Annotated in this window: 13 protein-coding genes; all 13 read right to left on the bottom strand. The window is 46.9% G+C overall.

Annotation, left to right across the window (positions count from 1 at the left end):
- Positions 1 to 12 precede the first annotated feature (12 nt).
- Entirely contained in the window at positions 13 to 1,113 is a 1,101-nt protein-coding gene (hisC, locus tag H7T88_RS09050; RefSeq protein WP_221788191.1) for a histidinol-phosphate transaminase, read from the bottom strand.
- A gap of 64 nt (positions 1,114 to 1,177) precedes the next feature.
- Positions 1,178 to 1,984 (bottom strand): tryptophan synthase subunit alpha, encoded by an 807-nt coding sequence (gene trpA, locus H7T88_RS09045; RefSeq protein WP_154957576.1) that lies wholly within the window; start codon positions 1,982 to 1,984, stop codon positions 1,178 to 1,180.
- A complete protein-coding gene (gene trpB / locus H7T88_RS09040; protein ID WP_145331732.1) occupies positions 1,984 to 3,180 on the bottom strand; it encodes a tryptophan synthase subunit beta in 1,197 nt (398 codons plus the stop codon). Before trpB ends, trpA begins: the two co-directional genes overlap by 1 nt.
- Positions 3,177 to 3,860: a phosphoribosylanthranilate isomerase gene (locus H7T88_RS09035; RefSeq protein ID WP_423246128.1), complete on the bottom strand. Its 684-nt coding sequence runs from the start codon at positions 3,858 to 3,860 to the stop codon at positions 3,177 to 3,179. The genes trpB and H7T88_RS09035 overlap by 4 nt, the downstream gene beginning before the upstream one ends.
- 53 nt (positions 3,861 to 3,913) lie before the next feature.
- Positions 3,914 to 4,702, bottom strand: coding sequence for an indole-3-glycerol phosphate synthase TrpC (trpC, locus tag H7T88_RS09030; protein ID WP_221788189.1), 789 nt, complete (start codon positions 4,700 to 4,702; stop codon positions 3,914 to 3,916).
- Positions 4,692 to 5,732, bottom strand: a complete 1,041-nt coding sequence (trpD, locus tag H7T88_RS09025; RefSeq protein WP_154958041.1) for an anthranilate phosphoribosyltransferase — start codon at positions 5,730 to 5,732, stop codon at positions 4,692 to 4,694. The genes trpC and trpD overlap by 11 nt, the downstream gene beginning before the upstream one ends.
- Positions 5,733 to 5,800: 68 nt before the next feature.
- A complete protein-coding gene (trpE, locus tag H7T88_RS09020) occupies positions 5,801 to 7,369 on the bottom strand; it encodes an anthranilate synthase component I (RefSeq protein ID WP_090917209.1) in 1,569 nt (522 codons plus the stop codon).
- A gap of 516 nt (positions 7,370 to 7,885) precedes the next feature.
- Positions 7,886 to 8,254, bottom strand: a complete 369-nt coding sequence (aroH, locus tag H7T88_RS09015; RefSeq protein WP_221788187.1) for a chorismate mutase — start codon at positions 8,252 to 8,254, stop codon at positions 7,886 to 7,888.
- A gap of 4 nt (positions 8,255 to 8,258) precedes the next feature.
- Positions 8,259 to 9,353, bottom strand: coding sequence for a 3-dehydroquinate synthase (gene aroB / locus H7T88_RS09010; protein ID WP_221788185.1), 1,095 nt, complete (start codon positions 9,351 to 9,353; stop codon positions 8,259 to 8,261).
- 1 nt (position 9,354) lies between these two features.
- Positions 9,355 to 10,524: a chorismate synthase gene (gene aroC / locus H7T88_RS09005; protein ID WP_154890620.1), complete on the bottom strand. Its 1,170-nt coding sequence runs from the start codon at positions 10,522 to 10,524 to the stop codon at positions 9,355 to 9,357.
- A gap of 168 nt (positions 10,525 to 10,692) precedes the next feature.
- A complete protein-coding gene (locus H7T88_RS09000; RefSeq protein ID WP_090917215.1) occupies positions 10,693 to 11,484 on the bottom strand; it encodes a CheR family methyltransferase in 792 nt (263 codons plus the stop codon).
- Between the two features lie 24 nt (positions 11,485 to 11,508).
- Positions 11,509 to 11,952 (bottom strand): nucleoside-diphosphate kinase, encoded by a 444-nt coding sequence (gene ndk, locus H7T88_RS08995; RefSeq protein ID WP_221788184.1) that lies wholly within the window; start codon positions 11,950 to 11,952, stop codon positions 11,509 to 11,511.
- A 135-nt stretch (positions 11,953 to 12,087) separates the two neighbouring features.
- Positions 12,088 to 13,062 (bottom strand): polyprenyl synthetase family protein, encoded by a 975-nt coding sequence (locus H7T88_RS08990; protein ID WP_090917219.1) that lies wholly within the window; start codon positions 13,060 to 13,062, stop codon positions 12,088 to 12,090.
- Positions 13,063 to 13,131: the final 69 nt, after the last annotated feature.

The raw sequence follows: 13,131 nt of genomic DNA, 5'->3' as shown, positions 1-13,131 counted from the left end.
TCATCGCCAGTATTAAGGGCGTGCTGCCACATTCTCCGCCAGTGTGTTCTCCAGCGCCGCTATAAAAGCACGATTTTGCTCCGCTGTTCCCACAGACACACGAATGTAAGTTGGATAGACGTGAAAGCCCGAGCGAACGATAATACCTTGTTTCAACAAAGACTGAAATGCTTCGACGGATGGCATGTTGACGTCAACCAAAATGAAATTACCTTGACTTGGGAAATAAGGCAAACCCAGTCGTGAAAATTCATTTTGCAGCCATTCCCGATCTTCAGCATTCCGTTTGGAACACTCCTGAACAAAAGCCTGATCCTGAAGTCCAGCCATTGCAGCAACCTGCCCAAAACGAGAGGTGTTAAACGGTTCCCGGACACGGTTAATCAGGTCAATAATCTCTGGACGTGCAATTCCGTAGCCTATGCGGAGTGATGCCAAACCATAAATTTTGGAGAAGGTCCGCAGAACAACCAGGTTAGGGTAACGATCGATCAATGAAATGCTTTGCGGATAAGCTTCATCCGTTACAAATTCATAATAAGCCTCGTCCAGCACAACCATTACATTCGACGGTACCCGGTCCATAAAGCTAATCAGCTCTTGCTCGGAAATGATCGTACCTGTAGGGTTATTCGGATTGCACACCCAGACAGCTTTGGTCTTATCGTTGATTTGCGCCAGCATTGCTGGCAAGTCGTGAGTTCCATTTTTTAAAGGGACCTCTATCGTTACTGCACCTTCGATGTCCGCATTGCTTTTATACACGGAGAAGGTCTGGTCCGCCATAATGGTCTCATCTCCAGGAAGAAAGAACGCCCGCGTGATCAGCGCAATAATCTCATCTGATCCACAGCCAAAAATCAAATTGTCTCGCTCTACTCCCAAATGCTTGGCAAGCACTGCTGTCAATTCTGCAGCACTTCCATCGGGATAAATACTTACATTAGCCAATTCTCTCGTCATTGCCTCAAGTACAGCGGGAGAACTGCCATAGGGGTTCTCGTTGGAGGCCAGCTTGATGACGTGCTCCAGCCCCAGTTCACGTTTTACTTCTTCAATCGGTTTGCCCGGTTTATACACAGGCAGATTGACAATCTGGGATTTCGGTTTCAACTCGACCGCCTCCTGTTGTTCAAACTTAGAATAAAGTGCAAAATAAAAAGTTCAACTTATGTGATTATCCTTTTAATTGTGCCACAAAGTTGCGAATTTGCAACAGTCCTGCCTCACGTGTATCCGGATTTTCAAGTAGCGGGATTGCCTCTTCCACTTGACGCACAATAGCACTCCCTACAACGACACCATCACAGATGCGGGAGAAATGGGCTACTTGCTCATGACTCGAGATACCGAAGCCTACGGCAACAGGAAGGTCTGTCAGACCTTTTACCGTTTCAATAAAACTTTCTACACCGTTAAAAAAGGATGCACGCTCTCCAGTTACACCAAGAGATGAGACACAATAGATAAATCCGCGCGCGCCAGTGACAATCCGCTCAATACGAGCATTGGACGTAGGGGCTACAAGCGGGACTAGATGAACACCGGCCTGATCAGCACGGCGACGCATATCCTCAGCCTCTTCGATCGGTAAATCCGGAATAATCATGCCGCTGATATCATGTTTGATCAACTCGTCAAAGAAAATATCCAGACCCGTTTGCAGCACCGGATTGTAATACGTAAACAGAACAAAGGGTAATTTCACACCGGCTTCACGAGCTTTAGCCGCCGTCTCCATCACCGTACGAATCGTGATTTGGCTTTTCAATGCACGCTCGGAAGCACGCTGGATCACAGGGCCGTCTGCGAGTGGATCGGAATATGGAACACCAAGCTCCAAAATGTCTGCTCCTGCTTGTTCAAGCTCCTTGATAATATCAATAGTGGTGTTCACATCTGGATCACCAACGGTAAGAAACGGAATAAGTGCCGTGCGATTTTGTTCTTTTAATTGCTGGAAGGTTTGGTCCATCAGATTCATTACAAGTTACCTCCCGTATACTTCATAATGGATTCTACGTCTTTATCCCCTCGCCCAGACAGACAGATCACAATGATATCATCAGCTGTCAGTTCCGGCGCCAGCTTCACGACCTGGGCAACCGCATGGGCCGACTCGAGCGCAGGAATAATGCCTTCCGTACGACTTAACAATTGCAAAGCATCCAAGGCTTCCTGATCCGTAATCGGAACATATTTAGCCCGTTCAATATCTTTAAGATAGGAGTGTTCTGGTCCAACCCCTGGATAATCCAGACCTGCTGAGATGGAGTGTGCAGGTTGCACTTGCCCATACTCATCTTGTAACAGATAACTCATCGAGCCCTGGAATACACCATGTGTGCCTTTGCTCATCGTTGCCGCATGGTACTCGGTATCCACACCTTTGCCTGCTGCTTCAACACCGACCAATTTAACATCCTGATCTCCGATAAAAGGGTAGAACATTCCGATGGCGTTACTTCCGCCGCCAACAGCCGCTACAATAACATCCGGAAGGCGTCCTTCAATCTCCTGAATCTGACGACGTGTCTCGTCTCCGATCACGCGCTGGAAGTTACGCACCATCATTGGATACGGGTGAGGTCCGACAACAGATCCCAGCACGTAGAAAGTATCTTCTACATTACTGACCCAATAACGAAGCGCTTCGTTACCAGCATCTTTCAATGTACGTGTGCCGGACGTTACCGGAATGACTTCTGCTCCGAGCAATTTCATCCGGAATACATTTAGTTGCTGGCGCTGGGTATCTTCTTCACCCATGAATACTTTGCACTCCAGTCCAAGCAATGCCGCCACGGTTGCCGTCGCAACCCCGTGCTGGCCTGCGCCGGTCTCAGCAATGACTTTCTTTTTTCCCATCCGTTTAGCAAGAAGCCCTTGTCCAATCGCATTGTTGATTTTATGTGCACCTGTGTGATTCAGATCTTCACGTTTCAAATAAATTTTGGGACCACCCAGATGACGTGATAATTGCTCCGCGTGATACAAAGGTGTTTCTCGTCCGGAATATTCACTGAGCAAATAATTCAATTCCTTGTTAAACTCTTCATCCTCAGAGAAGCGGCTGTATGCTTCTTCTAGTTCAATCAGAGCGTTCATTAGTGTCTCGGGTACAAAACGGCCTCCGAAAAGACCGAAACGCCCATGTTCATCCGGCAATTGGTGTGTCATGCCTGCTTCACCCTTTCTACAAATGCTGTAATTTTGGATATATCTTTCAGACCTTCCGTCTCCACGCCACTTGATACGTCTACGCCATAAGGTCTGTACGTTTGAATTAAATGTTGTACATTGTCCGTCTGAAGTCCGCCTGCAACAAACATGGCAATACCACGTTCAGTAGCCCATTCTGCGTATACAGGAATACGTTCCCAAGCAAATGTTTTGCCAGAACCGCCACCATACAATGGATCAAAGGTGTCCAACAAGATCGCGTCAACGAATCCCACGTAATCATTTAACCGTTGCAAAGCGGCATAATCCGCATCCTGTCCTGTTTCGTCTTTTGGAAAAGAAACGACCTTGAACAAATCTGCATGCCAGAGCTCTTTCACTTGTTGACAGAATTCCGCACTTTCCTGCCCATGCAATTGAATCACATCCAAAGACACTGTCTCCATCACATGTTTCAGTTCTTGCATCGTCGGATTCACAAATACACCAGCAAGTTTCGGTCGTTCATGTAAAGACCATTCAAACAATACCGATCTCAACTCCGCTGCCTTCTCAGGAGTAATCTGTCGTCGGGACTTGGCAAATACGACACCAATATAGTCCACAGGCAAGTTTATCATCGATTTTAGCACTTCAACGTCCTGAAGTCCACATATTTTTACGGCCGCTGGCATCAAGTTCTCTTCTTTACGGGAACCTGCACCTGTATCGTCATATATAGGGTTATTCATTATTTCGGTCCCATCAGATCGTAAACAGCAGCTTCCACATCGTCTTTACGCATCAGATGCTCTCCAACGAGAATACCGTGCACGCCAGCTTCAATCAGGGGTTTGGTCGATTCCGCACCGTCAATCCCGCTTTCGCTAATGAGCGTCACACCTGGTGGAATCAGTCCCATCAGATCGAGCGTGGTATTCAGACTGGTTTCGAAATTTTTCAAATTTCGGTTATTGATACCAACAAGTGTCGCTTCAGGAATCTCTAATACCGTTTCCAGTTCTGCCCGGTCATGAACTTCAATTAAAGCATCTAGTCCAAGACTTTTCGCAAACGTTAGAAACTGACGAATCTGCACCGGCGTGAGAATGCTGGCAATCAGCAAGATCGCGTCTGCTCCCAAAAGTCTAGCTTCTGCAATCTGTGACTCATCGATCATAAAGTCCTTGCGCAAGAGCGGAATATTCACAGCCTGATGAATAGCCTGCAAATACTCGTTACTACCTTGAAAATAGGAAACATCCGTCAAAACTGAGATACAATCAGCACCCGCACGTTCATAGGCAGAAGCAATCTCTACCGGATGAAAATCCGGGCGAATTAACCCTTTGGATGGCGAGGCCTTCTTCACTTCGGCAATAAGCCCCAGCTTACGATTGCGTCTACTTGACAGTGCCTGTTCAAACCCGCGTGCAGCCGGTAATTGTTCAATCTTTTTCATAGCTTCATCCATGTTAAACGTCTGTGCAAGAGCCTGCACTTCTTTATGTTTTGTCGCAACGATTCGATCAAGATACATGATTGTACGCCTCCGTTGTATGAATTAACTGTCCAAGCTTACTGGCCGCTTTACCCGAGTCCACTGCCTCTGCAGCGATTTTAACGCCATCTGCAATGCTGTCCGCAAGGCCGGATACATAAATACATGCCCCTGCATTCAGCAACACAACATCCCGGTAAGCACTGCGTTCACCCTGGAAGATCCGATGTATAATTTCGGCATTCTGCGCCGCATCTCCTCCAAGCACTGCTTCGAGCGGATGCAAAGACAGCCCCATATCGCGTGGGTCAATGTCATACGTGTGCACTACCCCGTTCCGCAACTCCGATACCTGTGTAGGTGCAGAGATACTGATTTCGTCCAGACCATCATGGCTGGCAACAACTAGCGCTCTTTTCAAACCGAGGCGGTTAAGCACTTCTGCAATCATCGGCGTCCGGGAGCGATCATACAATCCGAGCAATTGGCGGTCTGCACCGGCTGGATTGGTTAATGGTCCAAGCATATTGAAAATCGTGCGCACACCCAGCTCTTTTCTCGGAGCCGCCGCATGACGCATGGATGGATGGTATACCTGAGCAAAACAGAAACAGATTCCGATCTCATCTAGACATTGTCTGGCCTGCTCTCCATTCAGATGAATATTAACGCCGAGCGCTTCCAACACATCCGCACTGCCTGCTTTGCCAGAAGCTGAACGATTGCCGTGTTTGGCTACTCGAACTGAAACTGCCGAAGCAATAATGGCCGATGCTGTAGAGATATTGAATTTATGAATACCCGATCCGCCTGTACCGCATGTATCCAGCAGCCCTCTACCATCAGTCAGTATACGTCCACCTTGTCCACGCATCGCCTGAGCAAAACCAGTGATTTCATCCACCGTTTCCCCCTTCATACGAAGAGCCATCAGCAACCCTCCGATTTGAGCCGGAGTAGCTTCACCTCGCATGATCGAATACATCAGTTCACGTGCCTCGTCCTGCTCCAGGTGACGGCCTTCGAGAATTTTAGCGAGTCCTTGTTTCATTCCTTCTTCCCGCGAAATCACTGCTTCAGGTAGCACCTGACTGTCATTCATGATTGGATTCAAGTTCATTTCCAGTCTCTCCTCTCTCAGTTTGTTGCCGAAGTTGGTGTAACAAAATAATCAGCGTTAGCCAGACTTAATTTGGGATCTGCAGCTTTTGCCGGAAACATCGCTTCAGCCGTACGAATGGCCTTTAACAATGCTTTGGCTTTGTTTACGGTCTCTTCATATTCCTTCTCAGGCACAGAGTCCCATACAATTCCGGCTCCGGCCTGTACATATGCTTTTCCTTTTTTGAAAATGATCGTACGAATGGTAATACATGCATCCATATTTCCGGAGAATCCAAGGTAACCAATCGCTCCTGCGTAGGCACCCCGTGCCTCCTTTTCCAATTCTGCAATAATCTCCATCGCACGCAGCTTCGGCGCACCAGATACGGTCCCGGCTGGCAGACAGGAGAGGAAAGCATCGAAGAAATCCTTGTCTTCTCTTAACTCACCTGTAACGTTCGATACCATATGCATAACGTGAGAGTAACGCTCGATCTCCATGAACATGTCACACTTCACACTGCCAAAAGTGGATACACGCCCCAGATCATTTCTTCCCAGATCCACCAGCATCAGATGCTCTGCGCGCTCCTTCTCATCTTGTAGCAAATCTGCCGCAAGTGCGCGATCTTCTGCCTCTGTCGCTCCTCGTGGACGTGTGCCTGCGATAGGACGTGTTTCTACGCGATTGCCGTCAACCTTGACCAGCGCCTCAGGTGAGGTACCTACGATAATCTCATCGTCCATTTTCAAATAATACATATAAGGTGATGGGTTCAGCGTCCGCAGTACGCGATATACATGTAACGGGGAAATTTCCGTATCAATATGAAAACGTTGAGACAGCACCACCTGGAAAATGTCTCCTGCACGGATATACTCTTTGGCTTGCTCCACATTGCCGATAAATTGTTCTTTTGTCAGATTGGAACGAATGTCCCCAAGCTCCACATCTCCCGGAATCGAACGCGGGTTCAGGTTTTCACCTGGTCCTTGCTGCTGCAAACGCTCTGCCGCTTGTTCAAGCTTCTCGGAAGTGGCTGCATACGCCTGACGAATCTCTTCGTCCGTTGCCCCATCCTTGACATGTACATTGCCAACGAGCAACATGTGCTGCTTCACATGGTCAAACACAACAATTTGATCACAAAACATAAAGCGTATGTCATCCATATTCAGATCATCCAGCGCATGAGCTGGAAGCTTCTCATAATATTGCAACAGGTCATATCCAAAAAATCCAATGGCTCCACCAGTAAAAGGAGGAAGATCATCCATCTTCGGACTCCGATATTTGCGTAGCAAAGCTTTCAGTTCTTCGATCGGTTTGCCCGGCAGTTCACGAGTCTTTCCTGCCTCTTCAACCACAATTCGGCCTTTCTTCCCTGAAATCATCAAAAACGGATCCGTACCGATGAAGGAATATCTAGCCCATTGAATGCCACCCTCTACACTTTCAAGCAAAAACGCACGGTCATTGTCCGCATAACGGCGGAAGATACGAATCGGCGTCTCCATATCAGCCAAAATCCGTTTAACAACCGGAATCAGATTATATTCATTTGACATTTTCAATACTTGATTAACGTTTGGCGTTATCATCAGATCACGTCCTTTCAGATTTAGGTAGAAGAAAGTTATGACGACAAAAAACCTCTACCATCAGGTAGAGGTTTGGTTATAAGCTGTATTCAAGCATGTTGCTCCATAAATAACAAGTCCCTATACTTTTGCGAAGGGCGAGTGACAGGCAACTGATCCATGTTCATCCATGTTTCAGATATTATAAGATAACATATACTTCGTAACATTTCGTTTGCATCATCTTCATCTCTTGAGAAATCAATTCAATTCCTCGATGATAGATAATGTGAAATGTTCGTTAGATATATGGGAATAAACGATGTCCTCTGACACGCCTACTCTCTTCCTGTACTTCTCCCTTAGCAAGACGTACCGTGTATGCGTTGACCGATTTCGGATGCATCGGCTACCAAACACTGGACTCTGCTATATACTAGGCTCAACTCAGCTGCTCTCAGCTCAATCTAAACTCTACTCAACTGTTTCTCACTATACATCATATTCACCGGTTTGACAACCATGGCCATTCAAAACTTAACGACCTGCCAGATCGGGACGTAACGCTTGTGCACCGTTCAAGTACACGTGATGAATTTCATTTTGTGCTTTGGTTGTGTTCACATGCACCATAAAACGAATACACTTCGCCAAAGCGCCTTTTACAGGCACCTCTAGCGCACACATCAAAGGCACAAGCTCCCATCCATCTAACTGACGAATCACTTTTGCCGGAAAAGCTGCATCCAGATCTCCGGTCATCGTAATCCATACGCTGCAAATATCTTCCGGTACAATCTTGTTCCGGTCAACAATTTCCTGAAGCAACACTGCTGTTTCTTGCAAAATCTCATCTTCGCTGTTCTGGGTGACGGTTGTCGCCCCGCGAATTCCCCGTGTAATCATGCTGTTATTCTCCCTTCCTAAGCAGTTCAATGACTTCACGAACAACCGTAACCGGCACATCCTTCACGATTCTGGCAGATCCAATCCGATCAGGAACGATAAAGACCATATGGCCCTCACGGAATTTCTTATCATGCATCATCGCTTCCATCAAAGCATCCGTACTTAAATGTGCAGGTAGCGTCACTGGAAGACGAAGAGAACGCAACATACGAACAGTATCTTCATACAGCCCTGCTGGTGCTCCGAGTTTCTCACCCAGTAGTGCCGATCCAGCCATACCGATAGAAATGGCTTCTCCGTGCAGAAATTCACCGTATCCAGCAATCGCTTCAATCGCATGTCCAATCGTATGACCTAGATTCAGAAGTGCACGTTCTCCATTCTCACGTTCATCATTGGAAACAATCTCGGCTTTGATGCTGCATCCACGTTCCAGACCATATCCGAGTGTATCCGGGTCAAGCGCAAGCAGTGCCTCGGCGTTTTCTTCGCACCAATGAGCAAATGCCTCATCACGGATCAGTCCATGCTTCAGCATCTCGGATAAACCGGCCGATACATCTCTTGGCGGCAACGATTGCAGTGTGTCAACATCATACAGTACAAGCTCCGGCTGATGGAAAGCACCAATCATATTTTTCGCAAGAGGATGATTGACCGCCACTTTACCGCCGACGCTACTGTCATGAGCAAGAATGGTTGTTGGGATCTGCACAAACTTAACCCCGCGCATATATGTAGCTGCGACAAAACCAGCCAGATCGCCCACAACGCCTCCCCCAAGAGCGAGAATCGCCGAACTGCGGTCCAGTTTGCCTTCAATCGCTACCGTCATCATATCCTGATATACCGCAAGTGATTTCGAAGTCTCACCAGACGGCACGACTGCGGAGACGACGGAATAACCCGCCGCACGCAACGTTTGCTCTAATCCATGCAAGTATATCGGGGCTACATGATCATCTGTAATGATCAGAAGCGGACTTTTTTTAGTCAATCCATATTGTTCAAAATATTGCGGAGCTTGAGCCAGCAGGCCGCTGCCAATCAATATAGGATATGAGCGCTCTTCAAGCTGTACTGTCAACTGACGCATATTAGTAATTCTCCAATTGTGATTGGTAGCTGGCAACGTTTGCCCGAATCTCCTCCATGGAATCCCCGCCGAACTTCTCCAGGAATGCCTTGGCAATTTCCCAAGCAACGATATGTTCCATAACAACGCTAGCTGCTGGAACTGCACAAGCATCGGAACGTTCAACCTGAGCCGAAAAAGCTTCTTTCGTATCGATATCTACACTTTGCAACGGCTTGTACAACGTCGGGATAGGTTTCATTACTCCACGTACCACAACCGGCATACCGTTGGTCATACCGCCTTCAAACCCGCCCAGACGATTCGTTGCACGGTGGTAACCACGATCCTCCGTATACAGAATCTCATCATGTACCTGAGAGCCGCGAATCGTACCCGCTTCGAAGCCGATACCGATCTCCACACCTTTGAACGCATTGATCGACATTACACCTTGAGCGATACGAGCATCCAATTTGCGATCATATTGTACATAGCTTCCCAGACCGACAGGAACGCCTTCAACGATACATTCCACGATTCCACCGATGGAATCTCCTTCTTGCTTGATCTGATCGATATAGGCTTCCATTTTCTTCTCAGTCTCCGCATCTGTCACACGAACTGAAGATGCTTCTGTCACGGCGATCAGTTCATCAATCGGAAGCTCCTGGTATGGTGCTTCAATCTCCCCGATACGAATAACCCTTCCAGCCACTTTAATACCGAATTCAGCCAGAAACTGTCGTGCAATCGCACCACATGCTACACGTACAGTTGTCTCACGCGCACTGGAGCGTTCCAGAACGTTACGCAAGTCTTTGAGATTGTACTTCAACCCACCGTTAAGGTCGGCATGCCCAGGGCGTGGGCGATGAACACGGCGTTTTTCCTCATCAGTACCTTCAATCGGCTCAATGTTCATAATATTCTGCCAATGCTTCCAGTCATTATTTTGAACAACGAGCGCTACTGGAGCACCAGTCGTATATCCGTGACGAATTCCGCCAACAAAATTAGCTTGGTCTTTCTCAATCTGCATCCGGCGTCCGCGGCCATACCCTTTCTGGCGGCGATGAAGCTGGAAGTTCAATTCTTCAAAATCAATATTCAAATTACTTGGCAGTCCTTCAATAATTGCGGTCAATTGGGGTCCGTGCGTTTCCCCTGCGGTTAAATAACGTAAACTCATAATACGTTCCCCCTTTAAACTGTTAAACTTCACATTGCTAAAATCCCATAATTTCTTTGCTTATTATAGTATAGCTGACCAGCTTTGACAAGAAAGCCTCTTTTTCTTATGCAAACAACCGCCTGAGCACATCTTCATGCACCTCAGGCGGTTGATCTATACACTGATTTATTTTTTCCGATAGAAAAACGTCTCTGCCGTCTCCAGCCCGTATTGTCCTGGGGAGAAAATCTGCTCTGTGCTGCCTACGAACAACATCCCACCTGGACGCAGACTGGCTGCGAATTTGTGATACAGCAGGTTTTTCGCTTCCTCTGTAAAATAAATCATGACATTCCGGCATACGATCAGATCGTATCCATCATCAAAACGGTCAACCAGCAAATTCTGCTTCTTGAAGTTGATCGAGCTTTTTAATTTCTCATCAATACGATACATCATACCGTCTTGCTTGAAATATCGACTCGCCGTTTCTGGAGGCACGTCTTTCAGCGAACGTTCCATATAACGGCCTTCCTTAGCCTTAGCGAGTGCACCTTCATCCAGGTCACTTGCCGTAATGGAACTTTCTTTCAAGATTCCTAGCGTATCCAAAATCATGGCAATCGTGTATGGCTCCTCACCAGTCGAACAAGCAGCGCTCCATACCTTGACCTTGCGTTTGGAACCCACGAGCTCAGGCAGAATCTCATCACGTAACACTTCCCAGCGATTCGGGTTGCGCCAAAATTCCGATACGTTAATGGTCATGCGATCCAGAAATTCGTAAAATAACGACTTCTCCTTCTGCATCGCATCAAAAAAGATAGAAAATGTATTAAACCCGTTTTTGTTACGTAGTGTGGTCAGCCTTCTTTTCATCTGGCCTTCTTTGTACTGAGCAAGATCAATGCCTGTGCTCTCTTTAATTTTACGAATGAATCCGGCATAATCCGGGTCTAGTTGTTCTTGCTCCAGCATCGTACATCACCCTTTGGCTAATAATTACAACCAGCCTGCGATGCTCTTCTCATAGGTTACCAGCTCGTCAGAATTAAAGAAATTAGCAGCTTCACGAGTAGCACTTTCCGGCGAATCTGCCCCGTGAATGAGATTATGCGGTGTATGGCTAGCGAAATCTCCACGGATTGTCCCTGGAGCTGCTTCCTTCACATTCGTTTTACCAATGACAATACGTGCAAGTGTCACAATATCGTCGCCTTCCCACACCATGGCAAATACCGGGCCAGATGTGATAAAACGAACCAGATCATCAAAGAACGGCTTGCCTTCATGTTCTGCATAATGGCGCTTAGCCTGTTCTTCCGACATCTGAACCAACTTCCCTGCCACCAGTTTAAACCCCTTGTCTTCCAGACGGCTGATAATACGGCCGATCAAACCACGCTGCACACCATCCGGTTTCACCATCAAAAATGTACGATCCATTACCAGTTCACTCCTCACTCACGGTTCAAAGTTAATCACTATGTAAACGCAATCCCTTTGATTGTAACATACAAGTCCAAATCCTCCCAATGAGGATTTTCACACCGTGTAGAGCATTAAACAACACAAGCAAGCTTAATGTGTACGTTTAACGACAAAGTGAGCAATGTCTCGCAGATTTTTAGTGGTCTTGATATTAGGCAGCTGATCGAGAGCATCGAGCGCTTTCTTCATATATCGGTCAGCAAGGGCTTCTGCTTTAGCAATTCCTTGACTTTGGCGAATCATTCCAATTGCATCCGATGCACTTGCACGTCCTTCTTCATGATGAACACGCGAAATTTCCTTGAGCAACGGCTCACGTAACTGTTCTTCTTCCAAAGCATACAGCACAGGTAACGTGATGTTACCTTGTTTCATATCACTTCCTGGAGGCTTGCCAAGTTGTTTCTCTGTACCCACCAAGTCCAGAACATCATCCTGAATCTGAAAAGCCATACCCACATTATATCCATAGGTATACAACAAAGATGAAATGTGCTCAGGTGCACGAGTAGCGAGTGCTCCAAGCTGGCAGCTCACTGCAATCAGAAGTGCAGTTTTGCGACGAATACGTAACAGATAGTTACGCACACTCTGACCTGTATTAAAAAAATCCCGAATCTGTTCCATCTCACCAATGGACATCTGTACCATAGCTTTGGCAAGGATGCGGTGAATAGCAGGATCAGAAAGTCCTGCCGTCATCTCTAACGCTTTGCCATAGATATAGTCTCCTGTATACATCGCAATCCGATTGTCCCATTTAGACTTGACGGTGGGTTTGCCCCGGCGAGTCTCCGCATTATCGATGACATCATCATGAACGAGGGAAGCAGAATGAATAAGTTCCAGTGGAACGGCTACGAGCTTCAAACGCTCGATATCGTATGTACCAAATTTGCCACCTAAAAGCACAAAAACAGGCCGCAGTCGTTTTCCACCTGCCTTAAGCAGATGAAGCGAAGTTTCACTCAGTAACTTTTGTTCGCCTTTTACGCTACGATACAACTCTTTTTCAACGTAATCCATGTCCTTTTTTAACAATCCGAAAATGTCCAATAGTTTCATTCGTTCACCCGTGTCAGCGTATTGTCAATCCAAAAATCCATGCTTACCTTCCCTTCCAGCAAGCCCGAG

Origin of the sequence: Paenibacillus cucumis (ex Kampfer et al. 2016), assembly GCF_019748695.1 — a bacterium.
In the GTDB taxonomy this organism is placed as follows: Bacteria; Bacillota; Bacilli; order Paenibacillales; family Paenibacillaceae; genus Paenibacillus; species Paenibacillus polysaccharolyticus.
Note: the sequence above shows the minus strand (reverse complement) of the source record. Positions and strands in the feature narration are given on the sequence as shown.

Excerpts from the sequence above, each read along its gene's own strand:
- trpA (WP_154957576.1), bottom strand. The coding sequence starts at position 1,984 with ATGAATCTGATGGACCAAACCTTCCAGCAATTAAAAGAACAAAATCGC.
- trpB (WP_145331732.1), bottom strand. The coding sequence starts at position 3,180 with ATGACACACCAATTGCCGGATGAACATGGGCGTTTCGGTCTTTTCGGA.
- trpC (WP_221788189.1), bottom strand. The coding sequence starts at position 4,702 with ATGTATCTTGATCGAATCGTTGCGACAAAACATAAAGAAGTGCAGGCT.
- trpE (WP_090917209.1), bottom strand. The coding sequence starts at position 7,369 with ATGATAACGCCAAACGTTAATCAAGTATTGAAAATGTCAAATGAATAT.
- aroH (WP_221788187.1), bottom strand. The coding sequence starts at position 8,254 with ATGATTACACGGGGAATTCGCGGGGCGACAACCGTCACCCAGAACAGC.
- aroB (WP_221788185.1), bottom strand. The coding sequence starts at position 9,353 with ATGCGTCAGTTGACAGTACAGCTTGAAGAGCGCTCATATCCTATATTG.
- aroC (WP_154890620.1), bottom strand. The coding sequence starts at position 10,524 with ATGAGTTTACGTTATTTAACCGCAGGGGAAACGCACGGACCCCAATTG.
- H7T88_RS09000 (WP_090917215.1), bottom strand. The coding sequence starts at position 11,484 with ATGCTGGAGCAAGAACAACTAGACCCGGATTATGCCGGATTCATTCGT.
- ndk (WP_221788184.1), bottom strand. The coding sequence starts at position 11,952 with ATGGATCGTACATTTTTGATGGTGAAACCGGATGGTGTGCAGCGTGGT.
- H7T88_RS08990 (WP_090917219.1), bottom strand. The coding sequence starts at position 13,062 with ATGAAACTATTGGACATTTTCGGATTGTTAAAAAAGGACATGGATTAC.